The sequence below is a fragment of the Haloferula sp. A504 genome (genome assembly GCF_044385805.1).
Lineage (GTDB): Bacteria > Verrucomicrobiota > Verrucomicrobiia > Verrucomicrobiales > Akkermansiaceae > Haloferula.
In genome coordinates this window covers 28,654-50,722 of the sequence record NZ_JBISBU010000033.1, presented here as the reverse complement: position 1 = coordinate 50,722, position 22,069 = coordinate 28,654, and the positions used below count along the sequence as shown (strand labels likewise).

At 66.3% G+C, this 22,069-nt stretch carries 19 protein-coding genes and 1 tRNA gene; 14 read left to right on the top strand and 6 right to left on the bottom strand.

Features of this window, described 5'->3' with window-relative positions; all coding sequences use genetic code 11:
- Positions 1 to 62 precede the first annotated feature (62 nt).
- The 3 genes from ACG2LG_RS14995 to ACG2LG_RS14985 are packed head-to-tail and all read left to right on the top strand — an operon-like array spanning position 63 to position 4,995.
- Positions 63 to 830: a hypothetical protein gene (locus ACG2LG_RS14995; protein ID WP_396260280.1), complete on the top strand. Its 768-nt coding sequence runs from the start codon at positions 63 to 65 to the stop codon at positions 828 to 830.
- A 17-nt stretch (positions 831 to 847) separates the two neighbouring features.
- Positions 848 to 1,372 carry a hypothetical protein gene (locus ACG2LG_RS14990; protein ID WP_396260278.1) on the top strand — a complete coding sequence of 175 codons (525 nt, stop codon included), beginning with the start codon at positions 848 to 850 and terminating at the stop codon, positions 1,370 to 1,372.
- On the top strand, positions 1,369 to 4,995 hold the full coding sequence (locus ACG2LG_RS14985; RefSeq protein ID WP_396260276.1) for a hydantoinase B/oxoprolinase family protein: 3,627 nt from the start codon (positions 1,369 to 1,371) through the stop codon (positions 4,993 to 4,995). Before ACG2LG_RS14990 ends, ACG2LG_RS14985 begins: the two co-directional genes overlap by 4 nt.
- On the opposite strand, the gene ACG2LG_RS14980 is transcribed toward ACG2LG_RS14985, so the two are convergent.
- The gene (locus tag ACG2LG_RS14980; protein ID WP_396260274.1) at positions 4,984 to 5,661 is read right to left on the bottom strand and encodes a rhomboid family intramembrane serine protease; all 678 of its coding nucleotides are present in this window, start codon (positions 5,659 to 5,661) and stop codon (positions 4,984 to 4,986) included. The two genes, ACG2LG_RS14985 and ACG2LG_RS14980, sit on opposite strands and share 12 nt — an antisense overlap.
- A 147-nt stretch (positions 5,662 to 5,808) precedes the next feature.
- A complete protein-coding gene (locus tag ACG2LG_RS14975; RefSeq protein ID WP_396260272.1) occupies positions 5,809 to 6,639 on the bottom strand; it encodes a TIGR00730 family Rossman fold protein in 831 nt (276 codons plus the stop codon).
- 161 nt (positions 6,640 to 6,800) lie between these two features.
- Here ACG2LG_RS14975 and ACG2LG_RS14970 point away from each other — a divergent pair, with 161 nt between their 5' ends.
- Positions 6,801 to 7,199, top strand: a complete 399-nt coding sequence (locus ACG2LG_RS14970) for a hypothetical protein (protein WP_396260270.1) — start codon at positions 6,801 to 6,803, stop codon at positions 7,197 to 7,199.
- 75 nt (positions 7,200 to 7,274) lie between these two features.
- Here the strand turns inward: ACG2LG_RS14970 and ACG2LG_RS14965 are convergent, their stop codons facing one another.
- On the bottom strand, positions 7,275 to 8,285 hold the full coding sequence (locus tag ACG2LG_RS14965; RefSeq protein ID WP_396260268.1) for a helix-turn-helix transcriptional regulator: 1,011 nt from the start codon (positions 8,283 to 8,285) through the stop codon (positions 7,275 to 7,277).
- Positions 8,286 to 8,367: 82 nt separating this feature from the next.
- Here ACG2LG_RS14965 and ACG2LG_RS14960 point away from each other — a divergent pair, with 82 nt between their 5' ends.
- Positions 8,368 to 8,517: a hypothetical protein gene (locus ACG2LG_RS14960; protein ID WP_396260266.1), complete on the top strand. Its 150-nt coding sequence runs from the start codon at positions 8,368 to 8,370 to the stop codon at positions 8,515 to 8,517.
- Between the two features lie 134 nt (positions 8,518 to 8,651).
- Positions 8,652 to 9,314, top strand: a complete 663-nt coding sequence (locus ACG2LG_RS14955) for a hypothetical protein (protein WP_396260264.1) — start codon at positions 8,652 to 8,654, stop codon at positions 9,312 to 9,314.
- A gap of 208 nt (positions 9,315 to 9,522) precedes the next feature.
- Here the strand turns inward: ACG2LG_RS14955 and ACG2LG_RS14950 are convergent.
- Positions 9,523 to 9,597, bottom strand: a tRNA-Val gene (locus ACG2LG_RS14950).
- Between the two features lie 156 nt (positions 9,598 to 9,753).
- On the opposite strand from ACG2LG_RS14950, the gene ACG2LG_RS14945 reads away from it, so the two are divergent.
- From ACG2LG_RS14945 to ACG2LG_RS14930, 4 genes are all read left to right on the top strand, one after another.
- A complete protein-coding gene (locus tag ACG2LG_RS14945) occupies positions 9,754 to 10,302 on the top strand; it encodes a hypothetical protein (RefSeq protein WP_396260262.1) in 549 nt (182 codons plus the stop codon).
- Between the two features lie 59 nt (positions 10,303 to 10,361).
- Entirely contained in the window at positions 10,362 to 11,183 is an 822-nt protein-coding gene (locus tag ACG2LG_RS14940; protein ID WP_396260260.1) for a hypothetical protein, read from the top strand.
- Between the two features lie 51 nt (positions 11,184 to 11,234).
- Entirely contained in the window at positions 11,235 to 12,983 is a 1,749-nt protein-coding gene (locus tag ACG2LG_RS14935) for an alanine/glycine:cation symporter family protein (RefSeq protein WP_396260258.1), read from the top strand.
- A 91-nt stretch (positions 12,984 to 13,074) separates the two neighbouring features.
- Positions 13,075 to 15,150 carry an ATP-dependent helicase gene (locus ACG2LG_RS14930; protein ID WP_396260256.1) on the top strand — a complete coding sequence of 692 codons (2,076 nt, stop codon included), beginning with the start codon at positions 13,075 to 13,077 and terminating at the stop codon, positions 15,148 to 15,150.
- A 185-nt stretch (positions 15,151 to 15,335) separates the two neighbouring features.
- On the opposite strand, the gene ACG2LG_RS14925 is transcribed toward ACG2LG_RS14930, so the two are convergent.
- Entirely contained in the window at positions 15,336 to 16,097 is a 762-nt protein-coding gene (locus tag ACG2LG_RS14925; protein WP_396260254.1) for a sulfite exporter TauE/SafE family protein, read from the bottom strand.
- A 255-nt stretch (positions 16,098 to 16,352) separates the two neighbouring features.
- Between ACG2LG_RS14925 and recN the strand changes: the two genes are divergently transcribed.
- The 4 genes from recN (at position 16,353) to ACG2LG_RS14905 (ending at position 21,280) form a co-directional block, all read left to right on the top strand.
- Positions 16,353 to 18,002 carry a DNA repair protein RecN gene (gene recN / locus ACG2LG_RS14920; RefSeq protein WP_396260252.1) on the top strand — a complete coding sequence of 550 codons (1,650 nt, stop codon included), beginning with the start codon at positions 16,353 to 16,355 and terminating at the stop codon, positions 18,000 to 18,002.
- Complete coding sequence (locus tag ACG2LG_RS14915) at positions 17,999 to 18,541, top strand: ATP-dependent zinc protease (RefSeq protein ID WP_396260250.1); 543 nt, start codon at positions 17,999 to 18,001, stop codon at positions 18,539 to 18,541. Before recN ends, ACG2LG_RS14915 begins: the two co-directional genes overlap by 4 nt.
- A gap of 98 nt (positions 18,542 to 18,639) precedes the next feature.
- Positions 18,640 to 20,313: a sodium/solute symporter gene (locus ACG2LG_RS14910; RefSeq protein WP_396260248.1), complete on the top strand. Its 1,674-nt coding sequence runs from the start codon at positions 18,640 to 18,642 to the stop codon at positions 20,311 to 20,313.
- A gap of 343 nt (positions 20,314 to 20,656) precedes the next feature.
- A complete protein-coding gene (locus ACG2LG_RS14905; RefSeq protein ID WP_396260246.1) occupies positions 20,657 to 21,280 on the top strand; it encodes a YceH family protein in 624 nt (207 codons plus the stop codon).
- Between the two features lie 164 nt (positions 21,281 to 21,444).
- Here ACG2LG_RS14905 and ACG2LG_RS14900 read toward each other — a convergent pair whose 3' ends face one another.
- Entirely contained in the window at positions 21,445 to 22,008 is a 564-nt protein-coding gene (locus ACG2LG_RS14900) for a DUF5698 domain-containing protein (protein ID WP_396260244.1), read from the bottom strand.
- Positions 22,009 to 22,069: the final 61 nt, after the last annotated feature.

Here is a 22,069-nt window from a genome sequence, read left to right as displayed (position 1 = left end):
AAAGCATCTCGGTTAAAAACTCGGCCAGCCGATTTCGGCAGTTCCATTCGACACCAGGCAGCATGAGCAAAGACAAAGGCATCTTCGAACCGCAGGAAGGATTCACCGATCCACCCAAGAGTCCCTTCGCCGTGGATGAGGGCGACGACAGTCCCTTCGCGTCGCCGTCGCCCGAGAGCAAGTCGCCCTTCTCCGAGGTGGCGGAGGAAACTCCGAAGCGCCTGGAGCCCGAGGCATCCCAGCCTTTCGCCTCCGGCAGCGAAAAATCCCCCTTCGGCTACGAGCCACCGGCAGCCTCCGAGGCGGCGTCTCCCTTCAGTGAGGCTCCCAAGCCTGCCGAAGCCGAGTCCAGTTCTCCCTTTGCGACGGCATCCGAGCCGCAGTCGTCGCCCTTCGGCGTGGATCCCACGCCGGCACCGGAGCCCGCGAGCGCAGCTCCCGAACCGGCACCGCAACCGGCTCCCTCGCCGGCGGCTACCGATTCGATGGAATCGGATTCCAGCTCGATCAAGCAGCTCGAGCTTCGTGCGATCTTCGGCGTCGACCGCGAACTTTCGGCGTCCGAAATCCTGCAACGGGCCGGTGCCCTTCCGGGGATCCGGAATCTCGCCCGCGTCTCGGCCTCCGAAGTCGGTGCCGTCGATGCGATCAAGCGCCTGATCGGTGGTCTCGGGTTCGGGGACGGTCAGGTGAAGCTCTACTGTGGCAGCGCGCCGATCGAATTCGTGCGTGAGGGATCGGTCCTGCTGGCGGTGCAAACCGACGGAGGCTTCGCCCCGGGTGTCAGGGAGACCCTGATGATCGCCGCTCGCGAGCTCGGCAAGATGTAAGTGGATTCCGGCCGGGGATGAAGACTTCTCCGGAGTTTCGCGGGACCAGACTGGTCGTCGTCGGTGCCACGGGATCCGGGACCGTGGACCTGCTCCAGGCGGTTGCGACGCGCTTTGGAAGCGACGCTCCGGAGCGCCTGGTCGCGGGGTGCTGGGAAGTGCTTCGAGCCGATGTGACGGTGGCATCGACGCCTGTCGAGCTGGTCTGTCTGGCGAATCCCGGACCCTTCGCGGGGGTGCGGGATCTGATGCTCGGTTCCGCCGACGGGGTCGTCTTCATGTTCGATGTCTCACCCGGTCGCATCGTCGAGTCGCGTCGGGTTTTTGATCGTCACCGGCCGAAGCTCGAGGACGAGGAGCGGCCTTTCGCCCTGCAGTATCATCGCATCGAGCGTGAACCGCGCTTCGATGCCGAGCGCATGGACGCCTGGCTCGGGCTCGACGGCAGGGGGCTGGTCCGGTTTTCGACGACATCGGATGCGCCCGAACAGCCGTTCGAGAGAATTGTTTCGGGCCTGATCCCGGGAGCTTCCCAGGAATGACCGACCACTGGCGGATCCGTGTGGATACGGGCGGAACCTTCACCGATGCGTGGGGGATCGGTCCGGACGGCGGGGAGCGCCGCTGCAAGGTGCTTTCGGATGGCCGGCTGCGGGTGGAGGTCGACGCGTCGGAGGACGGCTGGCTGGTCCTGAAGGGGGCGTCGGCGGAGTTGGCCGACGGCCTGCTGGTGGGTTGGAGGGAAGCAAGTGGTGCCGTGGTCGGGAAGCATGCGGACGGGCGGATCCGGCTGGCGGCCGGGCCCGGAGTGATCGAGTTGGACAGCGGTGAGGAGGCGCCGGTGGTGGCGGCCCGGTTGCTGACCGGAACCCCGCTCGGGGAGGCCCTGCCCGCGATGGATTTCCGGGTGGCGACGACCCGGGGAACCAATGCTCTCCTGGAGCACAAGGGGGCGCGGGTGGCCTTGTTCATCACCTCGGGATTCGAGGACATGCCCCGCATCCGCGATCAGCGGCGGGCGGACCTTTTTCATCTGGCAGGCACCGGCGGTGCGCCGCTGGCAGGGGAGATCTACGGCGTTCGTGGTAGGTTGTCGGCCGATGGATCGGTCGTCGAGCTGCCCGACGAGGAGGAGGTGAGGCGGGATGCGAGGAAAGCGCTTGCGGCCGGATGTGAGGTGGCGGCGGTCGCGCTGCTGCACGCGTGGCGGAATCCCGACCACGAAGCGAGCGTGGCAGGCTGGTTGCGTGAGGAGGGCTTCGCCGACGTGACCCTGTCCTCGGAGGTGTCGCCCTTGATCCGCCTTCTGCCGCGGATGGAAACGGCGCTGGCGGACGCCTTTCTCGGACCGGTGATGGGCCGGTTTGTGGAACGGGTCAGGGCGCCGCTGGGCGACGAGCCGGTGTGGATGATGACCAGTGCCGGGGGGCTGGTTCCGGCCGCTCGGTATCAACCCAAGGACTCCCTGCTATCCGGTCCGGCGGGAGGCCTGATCGGCGCGGCCGAGTTGGCCCGGGCGGCGGGATTTTCGAGGGTGCTGACCTTTGACATGGGGGGCACCAGCACCGATGTGGCGCGGGTCGACGGACCCTTCAACTACCGGGAGGAGCAACAGATCGGGCCGGCGAGGGTCGTGGCACCGGCGCTGGAGATCGAAACCGTGGCGGCGGGTGGAGGGTCGATCTGTGCCTGGCGCAACGGACGGCTCGAGGTCGGACCGGAGAGTGCCGGGGCGAATCCGGGACCGGCCTGCTATGGCCGGGGCGGTCCGCTCACGCTGACCGACGTGAATTTGCTGCTGGGGCTGATGGAGGCCGGGAAGGCGGGCCTTCCCCTCGACGCCGCTGCTTCGCGTTGCCGGTTGGAGGAATTGATGACCGCCATGCGCGACGACGGGGAAGACCCCGGGGAGGAGGCCCGGCTGCTGGCCGGCCTGCGGGACATCGCGGTCGAAAGGATGGCCGAGGCGATTCGCTCGGTGAGCATCCGGCAGGGCGTCGAGGTCGCGGATCACGCCCTCTTCGCCTTCGGTGGAGCGGGTCCCCAGCATGCCTGCGCGGTGGCTGAGCGGCTGGGGGTTTCGACGGTTCTCGTTCCGGCCGATGCCGGCTTGCTCAGCGCGTGGGGGCTGGAGCGCGCCCGGCGCCAGGAACAGCGGGTGCGGCAGGTCCTGGCAGGGTTGGAGGGGTATCCGGTCGAGACGGTGTGGCGGGAAATGTCGCAGGAGGCGGCGGGAGCGCTCGGCGTCCGGGAGCCCGGCTTTCGCTTCATTGCCTCGCTCCGCTTGCAGGGACAGGAGGCCACCCTCGAACTGGAATCGGAAGACGGACGCTCCGCGGGGCTGCGGGAAAGGTTTTCGGAACGCTATCGCGGGATCTTCGGCTACGATCCGCCGGCAGCGGTCGCCATCGAGCTGGTGCGCTTGCGGGTGGTGGCGGAGGAGCCGGCCCTCGGGGAGGAGCACGAGTGTTTTGGTGAACCGGTCGGCGTCGGTCCGCTGCTGTGGCAGGATCCCTTTTCCACCTGTGTCGTGCCGCAGGGATGGCAGGCGCGGCGGGGTGACTGCGGGACGGTCCGGCTCGAGTGGATCGAGCCGTCCGGCGCGTCGGGGGCGCCGGTTGGTTCCGCGATTGCCGCGGGGCTGTTCCGGAGCCGCTTCGAGGGGATTCTCGATTCCATGGGGGAGGCCCTCAAGCGGTCGGCGCTTTCGACCAACATCCGCGAGCGCCTGGATTTCTCGTGTGCCCTGCTCGATGCCAAGGGCCGCCTGGTCGCCAGCGCGCCTCACGTGCCGGTGCATCTCGGCGCGCTGGGCGTCTGTGTCAGGGAGTGCCGCCGGCGCATGGAGATGCGGCCGGGAGAGGTGGTCATCACCAATCATCCGGGCTTCGGCGGCTCGCACCTGCCGGACGTGACGCTGATCGCTCCGGTGCACGATTCGGGGGGCGAGCTGGTCGGCTTCATCGCCAACCGCGCCCATCACGCCGAGATCGGGGGGATGGCCCCCGGGTCGATGCCGGCGGGTGCGACCTGCCTCGAGCAGGAAGGAGTGGTCATCGAGCCGATGAGCCTGGTTGATGCCGGCCGGTTCCGGAGAAAGCGGCTGGCGGGCTTGCTACGGGATGCGTCGTACCCCTCGCGGCGCCCCGCGGACAACCTCGCCGACGTCGAGGCCCAGTTGGCGGCCTGCCGTTTCGGGTGCGAGGCGTTGGTCGGCCTGGTCGAGGCCCACGGGGCCGGTGTGGTGCGCGATGAAATTTCGGGAATCATCGATCGCAGTGCCGCCTTGATGGAGGCGAAGCTGGCGAGCCGGGAATTTTCCTCGTCGGTGGGCACGACGCTGGACGACGGGTCGCCGCTGGCCGTCCGGATCGAGGTCCGGGGCGGCGCGATGACGGTGGATTTCTCGGGGTCCGGACCGGTTCATGCCGGCAATCTCAATGCCACCCCGGCCATCGTGCGCAGCGTGTTGCTTTACGTGCTGCGGCTGTGGCTGGACGAGGACCTGCCCTTGAACGAGGGGCTTCTCGAGGCCGTGCGGCTCGAGTTGCCCGGGGGGATGCTGAACCCCGTCTTCGATCCCGATCCGTCGAAGGCGCCGGCGGTGGTCGGCGGCAATGTCGAGCTCAGCCAGCGCCTCGCCGACCTGCTGTGCGAGGCCTTCGGCCTGTGTGCCAACGGTTCGGGAACCATGAACAACTTCCTCTTCGGCGACGAGTCCTTCGGCTACTACGAAACCCTGGGCGGTGGATCCGGGGCGGGTCCCGGATTTCACGGGGTCTCGGGGCTCCAGGTCCACATGACCAATACCGCCCTGACCGATCCCGAGGTGATCGAGCACCGCCATCCCGTGCAGGTGCTGAGGCATGCCTTGCGCCGGGGATCCGGTGGCGGCGGCGAGTGGCGGGGAGGGGAGGGCATCGTGCGCGAGGTGCGGTTTCTCGTGCCGCTCACCGTTTCGTTCCTCACCCAGCGCCGCAACGAGGGGCCGCGTGGGCTGGCCGGGGGCGCGGACGGATCCAGGGGCGGGCAGTGGCGGATCGACGACCAAGGGAACGAGGAAGCGCTTCCCGGCATCTGCACCGTCGAGGTGGCGGCCGGCGAGTCGATCCGGATCGAAACGCCGGGAGGCGGAGGATGGGGACGGGCGGCGTCACCGGGCTGAGGCGGGTCGCGGCACCAGCAGCCCGGCCATCAGAAGCCCTGTCGTGAATCCGCCGACATGGGCGCCGAAGGCGATCAGCTCGGTCGATCCGCCGAAGATGGCGAAATAATCCATCGCGATGTAGATGCCGCCGAAGAAGGCAAGGTGGCTCGGGGGAATGGGTCGGGCCAGCGGCCAGACGTGGGGATCGGGCAGTCGGAAGCGCGTGGCCAGGCCGAGGTAGGCCCCCATGAAACCCGAGACGGCACCCGAGGCCCCGAGCATTGGGATCGGGTTGTCGGGTTGCAGCGCGACGTGGGTGATGGATCCGCCGATGGCGGCGAGCACGAAAAAAACGAGCATCCAGCGCCATCCCAGCAACTCGGAGACCAGCGCGGCGAAGCCCCACAGGAACAGCAGGTTGCTCGCCAGATGTCCGATGTCGGAGTGGAGAAGCGCACAACTCAGCAGCGTGAAAAGGCTCCACGCCTCGGTCGCTCCCGCCGTTCCGGCAAGCAGGTGATTCCAGGCCGCCGTGACCTCCGCCGGCACGCACATGAAGGGCTCGTAGCCGCTGCGACCGACCGCGAGCTGCAGGATGAAGAGCAGGATGAGCAGCGTGATCAGTCCGAGCAGCACGCCCTGCTCGTGCAGCACGCGTTTCCAGCCGATGACGGGGCGACTCACGAGGGCAGCTTCCCCGCGGCGGTGCAGGGCGGGCAAGCGGAAAGCGGGAAGCGGGAAGCGGGAAGCGGAAAGCGGGAAGCGGGAAGCGGGAAGCGGGAAGCGGGAAGCGGGGTGTCCGCCATCGACGGGTGTCGCGCGTCCCGGAAATCAACCGCGGCTGGCGGCCGGCATTTCGCTTTCGCCGAGGATGGAGCGGGGTCTTGGAAGATGCCGCTTGCGGAGCCCGAACTGCCGCACGGCGTGTCGCTTGAGGTGCGCGGCCGCCTCGTCGACATCGTCGGTGAAGAAAATCAGGTCGGGATCCTCCGGGCTGATGGTGCCCGCTTCGGCCATCCGGTAAACGAAGTCCATCAAGGGCTGCCAGTAGTCCTTGCCCATCAGGACGATGGGGAAGTTCCGGATCTTGCCGGTCTGGATCAGGGTGATGGTCTCGAACATCTCGTCCAGCGTGCCGGCGCCTCCGGGCATCACCACGAAGGCATACGAGTACTTCACCAGGATCACCTTGCGGGTGAAGAAGTAGTGCATGTCCACCGAGCGGTCGACGTAGGGGTTGAGGTGCTGCTCGAAGGGAAGCTCGATATTGACCCCGATCGATTTGCCCCCGGCCTCGCGCGCCCCGCGGTTTCCCGCTTCCATGATGCCGGGGCCGCCGCCGGTGATCACAGTGAAGCCGAGCTTGGCGACCTCCGAGCCCATGGCGCGCGCCAGTTCGTAGTAGGTCGTGCCCTCCTTGGTCCGGGCGGAACCGAAAATCGTGACGGCGGGTCCGGCGAAGTGGAGGGCCCGGAAGGCCCTGACGAAATCCCACGACACGCGCGCCAGCGTGGCCAGTTCGCGCACCCGGGATTTCGGACCGCTGAGCATCGAGCGCTCGGCATGCTCGAGTTCGAAGGCAAGCTCCTCGCGGATCGCCGCCTCGTTGATGTCGTGTTCCTCGGTCGGCTGGGGATGGGTGGGACAGTCGGGTGGCGTCATGGGCTGGCCCTTCCTAACACGCTGGGCGGGGAATGCCAGCCATTGGGGACCGGGAGCTTGCGTCTCCCCGCCGTTGTCCCACCCCCGGGGTGAGGGTGGGGCATGTCCGATTTTGCTTCCGGCTGCCCGGTTCAGAGGAAACGTTCCGCCGCCGTCCCGTCATGATCCGGCACCCGAAATGGCTGATGTGCCCGCCCGCGGCCCGGAGAGCCCGGCACGAGCCGGCCCGGCTCGGCCTCGGAAACGCCAACCTGTGGGCCGACATGCGCGAGGTGCTGCTGGATCCGGAACCGGATTCCAAGGAGCTGGAAGTGATCCGCCGCTGGCTGCGGGAGGAGGTCGAGCGGGAACTGCTGGAGCGCCTGCGCCGCGGCAACGCCTCCGGTCTGGTCCGCTGGGCCTGCCGGCTGTCGCCCCGCCTGATCTGGAAGCTGCCCTTCAGCCGGGCCCAGCCGTCACCTCGGCATCACCGCCGCATCGTTGCCGTGCTGCTGCCGCACAAGCTTCGCCAGGTCGAGCAGCAGTTGGCGGTGTACGCGTTCCGCGAGGGCCTGACGTGACCCTTTGCTCAGTCCGGCATGCACTGGGCCACGCAATCCACTTCATCCACCGTGCCGGCCCGTCGGCGCCGGGTCTCACCCCGCCTGGATTTTTGCCGCCTCGGCCCGGACCTGATCGCGCAGTGACTTCGGCTCCCTCACCTTGGCCTGGCTGCCCCAGCTCAGGGTCCAGCGGACCAACTCCTCCAGCCGACCGACCTCGAAGCGCACCTCCACCCGGCTGCCGGTGGCATTCAACGGGGTGACCTGCTGGCTCGGGTGCCAGCGGCGTTCCTCGACCAGCCGGGCCGCGTAGCCGCTGAGTTCGATGCGGACTTCCTGCTTGAAGTCGGGACGCTCGGGATCGGTCCAGATGCCGAAGGAGGTGCCGAGGTAGGCCGGGCCGTCGAAGTCGTCGGGCACCTCGAAGCGACCCTTGAGCACCTTGGCACCATTGATCCGGGGGAACGCGAAGGTCCGCAGGGCCCGGCGCTCCAGGTCTTGGCCGATCAGATACCAGCAGTGGTCGACCTCGCCGAGGTGGTAGGGCTGGATGCGGCGGATTTCGGTCTGGCCGGAGCCGAGCTTGCGGTATCGGAACTCGACCTCGCGGCGCTGCATCACCGCCTCGGCCAGCTTGCCGAAGAGCTTGAGGTCGGTCTTGGTGACGCCGCCGGGCTTGCGGGAAAACGCCTGGTCGAGATCGGCCCAGGCGAACTTCACTTTGCCCTGCATCGAGCGGGTGAGCTTGGCGAAGACCTCGCGCATGGTGGTTTCCAGCTGGGTGCCGCGGACCGACTCGATCGCCTGCCGGGCGAGGAACAACCCTGCCAGCTCCTCGGCACCCACTTCGAAGACCGGGAAAGTGCTGACATCCTCGGTGTAGCGGTAGCCGTGGGACGGGCCGTGGTATTCGAGGGGAAGCCCGAGGCGGTCGCGCATGAAGGTGATGTCGCGCTGGATGGTTTTCTGGGTGACCTCCAGCTCCGTGGCCAGCGTCGAGCAGTTGGGCAGCCGATCCTCCATCACGGCCTCATGGATGTGGTAGATCCGCTCCATCGGTCCACGGGTCATCCCGGCGCGGTCCCCTTCCAACATTCGAGGCATGCCGGAGTCTTCCACGGGGCGGGGGAGCATGGCAAGCCTGCTCACCCTGCGATTGTCCCACCCCATCGGTTGGACTGGGTGCATGCACTCACTCCGCCATCCCGGCCGTCGCGCCTTCCTCGGTTTTATCGGAGCCCTGCTGGGAGCTCCCGGTGCGGTCCGTGCCTTCCGCGCGTTCTTCGACCGTCAAGGACCGCCCGAGGATCTCGATTGGCGGGTGCTCGACCTCTGAGCTTCTCCAAGCCAACGGACCGGGGATGTCCCACCCCGCCCCGTAGTCTCGTTTTTGCCACGCCATCCGAGGGTCCCTGACTCCGGGTCGGCTTGGTCAACGCAACCCCCCAACACAGCCCCAACCAAACCACCATGAATCCCAACCTCACCGAAATCGCCTACGTCCTCGACCGCTCCGGCTCGATGCAGCCGCTGACCGAGGCCGCCATCACCGGCTTCAACGACTTTCTCCAGCAGCAACTCGACGAGCCCGGCGATGCCAACCTGTCGCTGATGCTCTTCGACAACGAGTTCCTCACGCCCCACATCCGCACGCCCTTGCAGGACGTCCGCGGGCTGGATGCGGGCAGCTACGTCCCCCGGGGCTGCACCGCCCTGTTGGACGCGATCGGCCTGACCATCGACGAGCTGGGCAAGCGCCTTGCCGCCGAGCCGGAGGAGCGGCGGCCGGGCAAGGTGATCGTCGCTATCTATACCGACGGTTACGAGAACGCCTCGACCTGCTACACGCTGGAGAAGATCAACCAGATGATCACCCACCAGCGGAAGCACTACGACTGGGATTTCATGTTCCTGGCCGCCAACCAGGATGCCATCGCCACCGCCGCGCAGATGGGCATCGCCCGCGACATGGCCTCGGTCTCCGATCACTCGGCGAAGGGCATGCACAGCGCGCACCACGCCTTTTCCCGCAAGATGAAGTCGATCCGGCAGGAGATGCGCACCGGCGAGAAGGACGCCGACTACGACAAGCCGATGGAGGAGGTCGTGAAGGAAGAAGAGGGGCGTGATTGATTTTCCCCCAGAGAACGCTGGTCGGGCTGCTCAAGGCTGCCAGCACCGGCGCCGTCCTTCCCGAAGGGCGGCGCCGGGTTTCCTCCGGGGAACCCGCAAGGCGAGCCTGCTGGAAGCTCTCCCGGCACGACCGGAGGCAGGGGCGGGATTTCGGGGATGATCACCGGCCTTTTGAAGTGCAGGGCCTGCGGAAATCACTCGGACTGAATGGTACACGGGGACGGGATCGAACCGCCGACCGACCGGGTGTAAACCGGTTGCTCTACCGCTGAGCTACCCGTGCGCGCGGGCAGAGGGGAGCGCGGGGAGAGGTGGGAATCAAGCGATTTGTATGATCCGCCGGGCGCAGCTCGTCCGTGCATGCTGCGTCGCCGGTCAAGCGGCACAGGCGCCGGATTATTTCTTGTCACAAATTGGCGGGCTGGACTCAATGGGAGGTATGCAAGTTTCCGAACCACGCCCGCTGCGCCTGTTGGCCCTGTTGTTTCCCGTCCTGTGTCTGATCGCCGATCCGGCGGAGGGCGCCGAGCGTTCGCTGAACCAGGCGAAGGCCGAAAAGAAGGAGGTGCGCTACTCGATGATGGGTCCCCGGGACACGCTGCTTTTTTACACCTTCGCGGAACAAGGCGCGGTCCTCAGGCTGCGGATCGCGAATCAGGACGCCTCGTTCCCGGTCACCGGAACGGTCTTTCTCTTCGATGACAAGGTGACGAAGGAGGGACTCGCCAAATGGCTGAACAACCAGCACTCGGACGGGATCTTCGTCGACCCGGCCGAGCCGAAGGAGACCATCGAACTGCCCGAAGGCGCGTGCTCCGTGGTCGAGAAGAAGCTCCTCGGCGAGAAGGAGAACGAAGGCCCCGGGGGTGGAAGCTTTGCCGACTACGAGTTGAAGATCGCGGTCAAGGACCACAAGGTGGGGGAAAAGTTCGAGTTGAAGGGTTTCGAGGACAAGGCCGGGGTGTTTCTCAAGGTGACCAAGAGTTGAGCGATCAAAGCCTCTCCGGAGAGCTTGCCCATTGGTCTCGGATCCGCTCGACTGTCGGAATGAGATTGCCACTTTTCCTGCCGGCCCTCCTCGTTTCGTCCGCATTTGCCGCCGAAACCTATCTGCTCAAGGAGCCGGATGAGGCGCTCGGACTCAGCGTCGAGACCTTGTCGGTCGCAAAGAATTCGACGACAACGACCCGCACGGAGGGTGGCGTCAGGACCAGTCACAAGGCGGATGTCGTCCGCTGGCGGCAGTGGAACCGGACCTTTCGTGACGACGCGCTGGGTGGGAAGGTCCACTACCGGATGCTGCGCGATGAAGTCACGACGCGGCTCGATGGCGACGAGCGGACCCAGGCAGGTCCGCTGCACGGCAGGATCGCGATGGGCCAGCGCAATGGCGCCGGCAACTGGGTCTTCACGCTCGAGGAGGGAGCTGCGGTGGGAGATCAGGTGACCGAGCTGGAGTCGATCCAGGCGATCGAGAACCGCCGCTGGCTTCCGAACCGCAAGGTGGCGATCGGGGAAACCTGGGAGTTCACGCCGCAGTTCATCCGCAACACCCTGCGCCGGGACGTGAAGAATGCGGTGGCCGTCGGCCTGATGGAACTGGTGGCGGTCGACAAGATGCCCGACGGCGGCCGGCAGGCCCGGATCAAGGTGGTGGTTCGTGCCGGGGGCGAGGAAGTGAAGTCGGCGCGCGAGGTGGTGGGTGCCGAGGGCATGCTTTCCGGGGAGATGACCGTGGAGCTGGACCGACCGGGGGCGATGGTGCTGCGACTGGCCGGGACGGTTGTGAGCGAGGCCAAGGTCGGGACGACCGGTGCCGTCGCCCGGATCCCGGTGACGCTGCGCTTTGAATCCGAGCCGCTGCCATGACCTGCTTCCGGCCTTGCCGGTTGGCACGGGACTTGCCAGCGTTGCGGGAACATGGTTCGCCGGTCGTTCTCCCAGCTCGCTTTTTTTCTCGTGGTGGTTTTTCTGACCCTCTGTCCGGGGCCGGCCCTCGCGGCTGAGGAGGCGGCGATGTCGATGGACGAGAAACTCGACGCCTTTCTCGAGCCGGTCGCCTACTGGGCGGACAAGATCGTCTTCTTCTCGATTCCGGTGGGAGGGCACAGCGTTCCCATCGTTCTGCTGCTGCTTGCCGGTACCGGGGTTTTCCTGACGTTGTTCTTCAAGTTCATCAATTTCCGCGCCTTCCGGCTCGCCCTGAGGACGGTGCGGGGAAAGTACTCGTCGGAGGATGATCCGGGGCAGATCACCCACTTCCAGGCACTGGCGACGGCGCTATCGGCCACGGTGGGTCTCGGAAACATCGCGGGCGTGGCGGTGGCCATCGGCATCGGAGGCCCCGGCGCGGTGTTCTGGATGGTGGTCATGGGGCTGCTGGGCATGACCTCGAAGTTCGCGGAATGCACGCTGGGGGTGGCCTACCGTTTCATCGACTCCGAGGGCCGCGTCCACGGTGGGGCGATGCGCTATCTCGAAAACGGCATGCGGGAGCACGGTGTGGGCGGCCTCGGCAGGGTGCTGGCAATCGTCTTCGCCGTCGCCTGCGTGGGGGGCGCGCTCGGTGCCGGCAACATGTTTCAGATCAACCAGTCGGCGCAGCAGATCGGCGAGACTTTCGGGATCTTCAACGACGGCCAGAGTTGGATCCTCGGGGTGATCGTCGCGGCGATGGTCGGGGCGGTGATCATCGGGGGCATCGTCTGGATCGCCCGGGTGACGGCGGTGCTGGTGCCGTTCATGACGATCATCTACGTGCTCGCCTGCATCGTGGTGCTGGGCGGCTACGTGTCGGAGATCCCGGCCGCCCTCGGGACGATTTTCCGCGAGGCCTTTTCCTTCGAGGCGGGATTGGGAGGCTTCCTCGGAGGCCTGATCCAGGGGATCAAGCGCGGGGTGTTCTCGAACGAGGCCGGGCTTGGTTCGGCGGCGATCGCCCACGCCCCGGTCAAGACTCGGAGGCCCGCCAGCGAGGGGGTCGTCGCGCTGCTCGAGCCCTTCACCGATACGGTGATCATCTGCCTGATGACCGCCCTGGTGATCGTGACCACGGGCGTGTGGAAGGCGGATGCCAGCATCAACACCGCCACCGAACTCCGCGAGGGTCCGTCGGCGACGGCCCCGGTGGTCCGGCAGCTGGCCGAGCGCGACCTGATCCACATCGTCACCCCGGCGAAGGAGGGCGAGCCGTGGATGGAGATCGAGATGAAGGACCGCGATGCCGCCGGTCATGTGCTCGCCGAGGCGGTGACCGAGCGGACCGGCTGGTCGGGTGGCATCTGGCTCACCTCACGCTCGTTCGGATCGGTGATCCCGTGGTTTCCCTATGTGCTGACGGTTGCGGTGTTCCTGTTCGCCTTCTCGACGATGATCTCGTGGTCCTACTACGGAGAGCAGGCGATCTATTATCTGGTCGGCGGCAACCAGCACGTCATCACCGCCTACAAGCTCGTCTTCTGTGGATGCGTGGTCGTGGGGGCGGCGGCCTCGCTCAAGAACGTGCTGATGCTCTCCGACGCGCTGTATTTCGCCATGGTGGCGCCCAACCTGATCGGCCTCTATTTCCTGCTGCCGAGGATCCGCAGGGAACTCGACCGTTTCCTTGCCTTCAGTCGCAAGGTGGACGGCGGGGCGACGCTCAAGGAGGCTGACCAGAGCGAGGCGTGAGGTGCTTGAAATCCATGCGGTTCGGGGACGCGGCGGTTCCCCGGCGAAGCCCGGCGCTTGATCGGCGGAGAGCCTGAGGCATGCTCCGACCATGCCGCGCGAGTTTCACCTGACCAGCCGACCGAAGCCGGGTGCTTCGGGCATCGACTACCGTGCGGAGCTCAACGAGGAGCAGTTCGCGGCGGTGACCTCGGCGCCGGGACCGGCGCTGGTGATCGCCGGTGCGGGATCGGGGAAAACCCGCACGCTGACCTACCGCGTCGCCTACTTGCTCGACCAGGGCGTCGACCCCCGCCACATCCTGCTGCTGACCTTCACCAACAAGGCGGCGCGGGAGATGACCGACCGGGTGCGCGAGCTGGTGCCGCACGACCTTTCGCCGCTGTGGAGCGGCACCTTCCATTCGATCGGCAACCGCATCCTGCGCCGCCATGCCGAGGACCTCGGGCTGACCAAGGCCTTTTCCATCCTCGATCGCGACGACCAGAAGTCGCTGCTTGCCGGCGTGGTGGGGGGCATGGACATCGACACGACCGTGCGCCGGTTTCCCAAGGCGGACGTGCTGGCGACCATGTTCAGCCTGGTCGAGAACACCGGCGTCGATCTCGGGGAACTGATCGAGACGCGCTATCCGTATTTCGAGGACTGGGCGAAGGAGATCGGCGAAGTCCACAAGCGCTACACCAAGCGCAAGCTGGAGACCAACTCGGCGGACTTCGACGACCTGCTGGTGCTGACCCTGAAGCTCTTCAAGCAACAACCGGAAGTCCTGGCGCTCTACCGCAAGCGCTTCCGGCACGTGCTGGTGGACGAGTACCAGGACACCAATGCGGTGCAGTGCGAGTTGATCGACCTGCTGGCCTCCGACGGGGCCTCGGTGATGGCGGTCGGCGACGATGCACAGTCGATCTACTCGTGGCGCGGCGCCGACATGGAGAACATCCTGAGCTTCCCCAAGCGCTACGACGGCTGCCGGGTGTTCAAGATCGAGACCAACTACCGCAGCGTCCCGGAAATCCTCGACCTCTCGAACTCGGCGATCCGCGCCAACCGCTCGCGCTTCGACAAGGACCTGCGCTCGGCGCGGGCCGCGTTGGGGACCAAGCCGGCGCTGGTGCCGCTCGAGGATCCCTCCACCCAGGCCCGGTTCATCGCCCAGCGGTTGCTCCAGCTGCGCGACGACGAGGGCGTGCCGCTCGAGGAGATGGCGGTGATCTACCGCGCGCACTTCCAATCGCTGCAGGTTCAGATGGAGCTGACCAACCACGGCATCCCCTTCGCGATCACCAGCGGGCTGCGGTTCTTCGAGCAGGCGCACATCAAGGACGTCGCGGCCTTCATGCGCTTCGCCACCAACCGGCGCGACGAGACGAGCTTCAAACGCATCGTCCTGCTGCTGCCGGGGATCGGCGCGAAGGGCGCGGACAAGTTGTGGCGGGCGTGGCTCGACACCGGCTGGGCCACGAGGGAGGAGCCGCCGGAGTGGTCGGAAGTGCTCGGGGCGCTGAAGGGTGTGCCGAAGAAGGCGGCGAAGCACTGGGAGCAGCTCGGCTTCATTTTCAACGAGCTGACGCCGGGGGGGGAGTTCGCGCGGCCGGCGGACATGATCTACAGCGTGCTCGAGGGGATGTATGACGAGCATCTGCGGGCCAGCTACGACAACTACGACAATCGCCGTAGTGACATCGAGGGCTTGATGGAGTATGGTGACCAGTATGAGGACGTGCTCGAGCTGTTGTCCCAGCTCTCGCTGCTCGGGTCCGCCGACGGCGAGCCCGGGGGCGACCGCAGCGAGCCGGACAAGGAGAAGGTCACGCTGTCGTCGATCCACCAGGCCAAGGGGCTCGAGTGGAAGGCGGTGTTCGTGATCTGGCTGGCGGAGGGGCAGTTTCCCAACGCACGGGTGATCGAGGCGGACGACCCGGAGATGATGGAGGAGGAGCGGCGGCTGTTCTACGTCGCGGTGACCCGGGCCAAGGACGAGCTCTACCTGAGCTACCCGATGATCAACCCCAAGAGCTACTCCGGCGACGTGATCCAGCGTCCGTCGCGCTTCCTCGACGATTTTCCCAAGGAGATGGTCGAGGAGTGGAAGGTTCGCTCCTCGTGGGAGGAGCCGGAATGGGACGAGACCGAGTGGGAGAAGGACGCCGACGAGCCGTTTTGAGGAGGACCTGGTGAGGGGCTCCGGCTTTGGTGGTGAGGGGTCAGGGGTCAGGGAGCGGCTTGAATGGTCCACGGTGAACGAATGGTAGAGTGGGGGTTGCTTGATCGGCGGGTGCCATCGCTTCGCCCGGCACCGGGGATCTGACCACCGGCCACTCGCCACTCATCAGCCAGGCAGGAATCCGCTCACTGTTTCGCCAGCAGGCTCACGGCGATGCCGATGCCGATGGCGGCGACGATGAAGCGGACGATCTTCGCCGGCACCCGCTGGGCGAAGTGGGCACCGAGAAAATAGCCGGGGACCGAGCCGACCAGCAGGATAACCGCGAGGCGCAGGTCGAAGCTTCCGGAGACCAGGAAGAAGCCCATCGCTGCGGTGTTGCAGAGCAGGGCGAGGAGGTTCTTCAGGGCGTTCATCCGGTTCAGGTCGCGGATCCCGAGCAGGCCGAGCCCGGCGAGCATCATGATCCCGATGCCGGCACCGAAGTAGCCGCCATAGACGGCCACCCCGCTCTGGAAGAGGAGTCCCCAGCGCGGCGGCTTCTCGGGGTCGTGGTCGGGCGCATGGGCGAAGGCCCAGCGGCGGATCGGCTCGTTGGCGAGAAACAGGGCGGTCGCGCCGAGGATCAGCCACGGGACGGCGGCCTCGAACACCGAGTCGGGGAGCCGGACCAGCAGCAGCGCCCCCCCGAGTCCGCCGAGCAGCGATATGATCCCGAGCGGCAGGATCCATCTTCGCACTTCCCGCAGGCGCCGGCGGAAGGCCCAGACCGAACCGGGCATGCCGAACCACAGCGCGACGGTCGAGGTGGTGTTGGCCAGCACCGGCGGCAGGCCGACCCCCATCAGGGCGGGAAAGGTGAGCATGGTGCCGCCGCCGGCGATCGAGTTCATCGCCCCGGCGAGGAAGCCGGCGACGAGAACAAGCCATTCGGTGGGGGTGGGCACGGCGCATTCTTCCGGAGAATCGACATTCCTGTCGATCTGCACTTTGGCGGGGTGGCGCAAAGCTTTGCTTTGCGAGGCGATCCCCACGGCTTTGCCGTGGGGCGCTGGATTGGAGCGATGGACCCAACCCCGACCCGCGCGGATTTTGCCAAAGCGGGAGCTTCGGCAGCCTCTCGCAAAGCAAAGCTTTGCGCCACCTGCCTGCGGCGTTGATTCCTCGAAGGTCGCAGGCATACTCCGGCCACGTTCCCCGCCATGTTGACCCTGCTGAAGATCCGCAACCTTGCCCTCGTGGACGAACTGGTCTGGGAACTCGGCGAGGGGCTGGTCGCCGTGACCGGCGAAACCGGGGCCGGCAAGTCGGTGATCGTCGGGGCGCTCAAGCTCGTGCTGGGCGAGCGGGCCGACAAGTCGCTGATCCGCACCGGCGAGGATTCGTGCACGGTGGAGGCCGTCTTCGAACTCGGGGATCCGGACGAGGTGGATGCGGTGCTGGAGGAAGGCGGGCTGGATGCCTGCGACGGCGGAACGCTGATCGTCCGCCGCGTGATCGGCGCGAAGGCCAACCGCCAGTTCGTCAACGACTCGCCCGTCACGCTCAACCTGCTCAAGCGCATCGGCGAGCAACTCGTCGACCTGCACGGACCGCACGATCACCAGTCCCTGCTTTCGACCGAGCGCCAGCTGGTCATGCTCGATGCCTATGCCGAGGTCGATCTGGCCGGCTACCGCGAGGCCTGGCAGGCGTGGCGGGAAAAGCGCAACGAGCTGGAGGAGCTGCGCCAGGCCGAGTCGACCAGCGAGCAGGAGCTCGACCTGCTGCGCCACCAGGTTTCGGAAATCGACGCCGCCGAGCTGAAGCCCGAGGAGGAGGAGGGAATCACCGATCGCTGGCGGCGGGCGGGCAATGCCACCCGGCTGGTCGAGCTTTCCGGTGCCGCGGCCGGGCTGCTGGGGGAAGACGACACCGGGATCGTGAGCCGGCTTGGCGAGGTCCAGCGCCTGACCCGGGAGCTGGAGAAGCTCGACCCCTCGATCGCCGACCGCACCATGGGCCTGGAGGGTGCCGTCGTGGAGTTGCAGGAACTCGAAGGCGTGTTCCGCGACTACGCCGAGGAGTTGGATCTCGATCCCTCGGAAGCCGCGGAACTGGAGGACCGGGTGAATCTTTTCGAGTCGCTCAAGCGGAAGTATGGCGCGACGCTCGAGGCGGTGCTGGCCCATCGCGACCGCTGCGCCGACCGCCTGGACTCGGTGGAGAACCGCGGCGAGCGCCTGCAGCATCTCGCGGACGAGGTGGAGAATCTCCGCGGAAAGGTCGACAAGCTCGGCCGATCGATCGGCCTGAAGCGCAAGAAGGCGGCGCCGCGGCTGGCCAAGGAGATTGCCGGACAGCTCCGCGACCTCGGTTTCAAGAGTTCGAGCTTCGAGATCCGCCTCGAGGCCCGGCGCGACCCGGGATCGGCGGGTTTCGAGGCGGTGGAGTTCTTCTTCGGGCCGAATCCGGGCGAGCCGCTCCAGCCGCTGCGGCAGGTCGCGTCGAGCGGCGAGGTGAGCCGGGTGATGCTGGCGGTGAAGAGCGCGCTGGCGGATCAGGATTCGACGCCGCTCATGGTTTTCGACGAAATCGACGCGAATGTCGGCGGCGAGATCGCCCGCGCGGTCGGCCGCAAGATGTCGGCGCTCGGCGAACGGCACCAGGTGGTGGCGATCACCCATTTTCCGCAGGTCGCGGCCAGTGCGGCGCGGCACTACGTGGTCGAGAAGCAGGTCGTCGGCGGGCGCACCTGTTCCCGGCTGTTCCCGGTCGATGGCGACGGTCGCATCGGCGAACTGGTGCGCATGCTCGGTGGCGGCGGCGACTCGGCGAAGGAATTGGCGAAGAGCCTCTTGCAGGGATCATGAGGAAACGGCGCCGCAATGAGTGCCATGTCGGCAGCATCCGCCGGGTCGAGAACCCGTCGGGGGAGACGGCAGCCGAGCTCGACCTTCCGAGCCGGAAACGGAGCGCCGAACGGCTTGTGGTGGGGCGCCGTGAATGGATCCGCCTGCCGGATTTCGATGCCGGTCCGTTCCATGCCAAGACCGACAGCGGGGCGCGCAGTTCCAGCATTCACGCCGAGGAGATCAAGCTCTCGGACGACCGTTCCGAGGTGGGTTTCTTCACCCGTGACCACTACGGGCGTCGCCACTGGTGCGAGATGGCGGTGGGCGGCGTGAGCCGGGTGAAGAGCTCGACCGGCGAGGCCCGGCCCCGGATCTGGGTCGAGGTCGAACTCGAGCTGCCCGGCGGCTTCCGCTGGCGCACGCGGCTGACCCTGGCCGACCGCCGCCGGATGAAGTGCTCGATGCTGCTCGGCCGGCGGGCGCTTTCCGGGTATTTCCTCATCGATACCGCCCGCGACCACCTGATGGGGGCCTTCGATGCTCGTGACGGGCACTGAATCGAAGACGTCGATTTGAGAAATTTTGCGCTGACGAGCCGGAGGCATCCGCCGATGATCGGGCTCCCGAAATCCTGCGGCGCGACAGCCACCAACCCATGATCACACCACAGAGCTCCCTCCATTTTCTCGGCCAGATCGATGCGACCTTCAGCCCGCTCGATACCGGCATCGTCATTGGCTACATCATTTTCATCTGCATCCTCGGGATCTGGGTGGGCTTCCGTAAAAACACTTCGTCCAGCCAGCTCTTCCTGGCGGGCAGGTCGCTCGGTTGGCCGGTCATCGGCATCTCCCTCTTCTGCGCGAACATCTCGTCGATCCACCTCGTGGGGCTGGCGGCCGACGGCTACCGGGTCGGGATGCCGGTGGGCAACTTCGAGTGGGGGGCCTCCTTCTGCCTCATCATCCTCGGACTGGTCTTCGCGCCCTTCTACTTCCGCAGCCGGCTCAGCACCCTTCCGGAATACGTCGAGCGGCGCTACAGCCCGATCACGCGGACCATCCTCGGGGTGATCTTCGTCCTGTCGGCGCTGCTGGTCCACATCGGCATGAGCCTCTATGCCGGCGCGAAACTGATGAACGTGTTCTTCGGTTTCAACATCACCACCGCGATCATCGTGATCGCCGGCGTGACCGCGATCTACACGGTGCTGGGTGGATTGAAGGCGGTCATGATCACCAACGTCGTGCAGGTCATCATCCTGCTGGCGGGTGCCGCCACGCTGACCTACCTCGGCTGGCAGGCGCTGGGCGAGGAGCGGGGGATCACCACCTACGCCCAGCTGAAGGAGGCGGTCTCGCCGGACATCTCGCCGACCGTGCTGCAGCCGATCAAGAACGCGGACGGGGGATTCAACGACTTCTCGTGGCTGTGCGTGCTCGTCGGCTATCCCATCCTCGGCATCTGGTACTGGTGCACCGACCAGACCATCGTCCAGAACGTGCTCGCCGCGAAGAGCGAGAAGGACGGCCGCGATGGCGCCATCTTCGGTGGTTTCCTGAAGATTCTGCCGGTGTTCCTGATGGTGCTTCCCGGGGTGATGGCCTACGCCCTCTACCGGGACGAAATTCAGGGCGAGAACAACAACACCCTGATGATCCTGATGCAGAAGCTGCTGCAACCGGGCTTCCTGGGCATTTTCGCCGCCGGACTCCTGGCCGCGCTCATGAGCACGGTCGCCGCCGCCCTGAACAGCACCGCCACCCTGGCCTCATCGGACATCCTCAAGCGCCTGCGGCCGGACACGCCGGACAAGACGCTGGTCTGGTTCGGTCGCATCGCCTCGATCGTCGTGGTGCTGTTGGCCATGGCGTGGTCGACACAGGGTGACAAGTTCAAGAGCATCTTCGAGGCGATCAACAAGATCCCGATGATGTTCGCTCCGGCGATCACCACGATCTTCCTGATGGGCGTCTTCTGGAAGCGGGGCACCAAGCAGGCCGCCATCGGCACGTTGCTGTTCAACATGGGCATCGGGGTGATCTACCTGCTGGTGGACATCCCGATCATCACCGACAAGCAGCTCATCGCCGAGGGCCTGGGCCTGCCCTTCATGCTGGTCGGCGGCATCTTCTTTGTCTTCTGCCTGGTGATCTACATCATCGTCAGCCTGGCCACGCCCGCGCCCGACGAGGCCCACATCAAGAACCTCGTCTGGGAACATCCGCTCGGATTTCTCCGCGAAGGCAGGATTTCCGGCATCACCGACCCCCGGATCATGGCCCTGCTTCTGCTGGTCATCATGGTCGTGCTGTATGTGGTGATGTGAGGATGGAGGGTGGCCTGCCTGGTCCCGTGGTCCCAAAAGTCGGACTGCTTCGCCGGCGAGGGGCATGGAGGTCCCGCTTGAAGGGGAATGGGACCCCGGTAGAAGCCGGGATCTCCGTCCCTGCTCGGGCGGTGATGCCATGATCGGCGCCCTGCGCCTTCCCCAGGATCCGATAAGATGGGGGATTGCCTTGTGGCGGGATTCATCGGTATCTGGCCCTCGAAGATGCCCCGTAAACTATTTCGAGTCCGCTCCTCTCCCGAGCAGTTTGGTCCTGTCCACCAGACGGGAAGTGTGCCTGGGCTTGACCTCCGGGAGCTCGGGGATGATGTATCGAGATCCCATGAGACACTTTCCCGAAATCCAGCTTTCCGCCGCGGCGGCGCGGGTGCTTGGCTGCCTGCTTGAAAAGGAGGCCGTCACCCCGGATCACTACCCGATGACGCTCAACGCGCTGGTCGCGGCGTGCAACCAGACGACCTCGCGTCATCCGGTGACCGACTACCGCGGCACCGACATCGAGCAGGCGTTGCTCGAGCTTTCCGAGGAATACCTGGTGAGCAAGTGCCTCGGCGGACGTGCCGCGAAGTATGAGCACAACCTGCCCGACGTGCTCGCGCTGAGCGATGGCGAACGGGCGGTGCTCACGGTGCTCCTGCTCCGCGGCACCCAGACCGCCGGAGAACTGAAGCAGCGCACCGATCGCATGCATGCCTTCGCCTCGCTGGCGGAGGTCGAGGAGATCCTGGCCGGCTTCATCGAGTATCCACACGGCCCGTTGGTCGAGCGTTTGCCGGCCGGTGGTGGACGACGGGTCGAGACTTTCCGTCACCTGCTCGGCGGCGGGGACGACGTGGAGGCGGAACCCCTCTCCGCCCAAGCCGAGGCCGCCGACTGGCGGCAGTCGGTCGAGCAGCGGCTCGCCGCACTCGAGGCCGAGGTGTCGCGGCTGCGGGGCGGGGAGTGAATGGCCATGTGGTGCAGGATTGAGCCGGGGCGGAAGAAGAACCGCGTGGCTCCGGCCGCGCCTCTCCGCGAACCCGGTTGTCGTTCCACACCGGTCCATATTTGCGTTCCCTCCAAGGGCTTCGCTCCAGTATCACGGGGCGTCGCGGGAGCCACGCGGTGCTTTCATTTCCGCATCACGGAGCGGCGGCGGCTGAGCGGGGTTTTCGTCCGTGGCATGAGGACCTTGTTGGAGATGCCGCCGTAGTCGAGAGTGTAGAAGACCTGATCCCGATAGGCCTTGAGCAGCGGCTGCACCCGCGGCAGGGCCCGCTTGGGCATGAAGCAGAAGAGCATGTTCTTCTCGCCGGTGCGGCCTTCGCCCTTGAGAAGGGTGGTGGACAGGTCGAGTTCGTGGAGTTCCGAGGCGAGGGAGCGGACTTGGTCGTCGCCGACCACCCGCAGGGTAAGATTGCCGAGTGGAATGCGACGCTCGACCCAGATGCCGAGCACGTTGCCGATCGAGAAGCCCAGCGCGAAGAACAGCCCGAGCCAGGGGTTTTCTTGGATGCGGTCCAGCGTCACCGAGATCACCGACAGCCAGATCACCACCTCCACGAATCCGAGGATGAAGGAGGTCTTCATCCGGCCGTCGATCACCGAGATCACCCTCAACGTGCCGATGGTGACGTCGGTCATGCGGGCGAGCATGACCAGCAGGCCGATGCCGAGGGTTTCCAGCCACTCCATGGTGCGAGTCTACCCCGTTGCCGGGGTGGGGCAAGGAAGGGGGTGATCGGCAGGAATGTCG

Coding starts and splice junctions, on each gene's coding strand:
- ACG2LG_RS14995 (WP_396260280.1), top strand. CDS start 63: ATGAGCAAAGACAAAGGCATCTTCGAACCGCAGGAAGGATTCACCGAT.
- ACG2LG_RS14990 (WP_396260278.1), top strand. CDS start 848: ATGAAGACTTCTCCGGAGTTTCGCGGGACCAGACTGGTCGTCGTCGGT.
- ACG2LG_RS14985 (WP_396260276.1), top strand. CDS start 1,369: ATGACCGACCACTGGCGGATCCGTGTGGATACGGGCGGAACCTTCACC.
- ACG2LG_RS14975 (WP_396260272.1), bottom strand. CDS start 6,639: ATGACGCCACCCGACTGTCCCACCCATCCCCAGCCGACCGAGGAACAC.
- ACG2LG_RS14970 (WP_396260270.1), top strand. CDS start 6,801: ATGATCCGGCACCCGAAATGGCTGATGTGCCCGCCCGCGGCCCGGAGA.
- ACG2LG_RS14965 (WP_396260268.1), bottom strand. CDS start 8,285: ATGCCTCGAATGTTGGAAGGGGACCGCGCCGGGATGACCCGTGGACCG.
- ACG2LG_RS14960 (WP_396260266.1), top strand. CDS start 8,368: ATGCACTCACTCCGCCATCCCGGCCGTCGCGCCTTCCTCGGTTTTATC.
- ACG2LG_RS14955 (WP_396260264.1), top strand. CDS start 8,652: ATGAATCCCAACCTCACCGAAATCGCCTACGTCCTCGACCGCTCCGGC.
- ACG2LG_RS14945 (WP_396260262.1), top strand. CDS start 9,754: ATGCAAGTTTCCGAACCACGCCCGCTGCGCCTGTTGGCCCTGTTGTTT.
- ACG2LG_RS14940 (WP_396260260.1), top strand. CDS start 10,362: ATGAGATTGCCACTTTTCCTGCCGGCCCTCCTCGTTTCGTCCGCATTT.
- ACG2LG_RS14935 (WP_396260258.1), top strand. CDS start 11,235: ATGGTTCGCCGGTCGTTCTCCCAGCTCGCTTTTTTTCTCGTGGTGGTT.
- ACG2LG_RS14930 (WP_396260256.1), top strand. CDS start 13,075: ATGCCGCGCGAGTTTCACCTGACCAGCCGACCGAAGCCGGGTGCTTCG.
- recN (WP_396260252.1), top strand. CDS start 16,353: ATGTTGACCCTGCTGAAGATCCGCAACCTTGCCCTCGTGGACGAACTG.
- ACG2LG_RS14915 (WP_396260250.1), top strand. CDS start 17,999: ATGAGGAAACGGCGCCGCAATGAGTGCCATGTCGGCAGCATCCGCCGG.
- ACG2LG_RS14910 (WP_396260248.1), top strand. CDS start 18,640: ATGATCACACCACAGAGCTCCCTCCATTTTCTCGGCCAGATCGATGCG.
- ACG2LG_RS14905 (WP_396260246.1), top strand. CDS start 20,657: ATGAGACACTTTCCCGAAATCCAGCTTTCCGCCGCGGCGGCGCGGGTG.
- ACG2LG_RS14900 (WP_396260244.1), bottom strand. CDS start 22,008: ATGGAGTGGCTGGAAACCCTCGGCATCGGCCTGCTGGTCATGCTCGCC.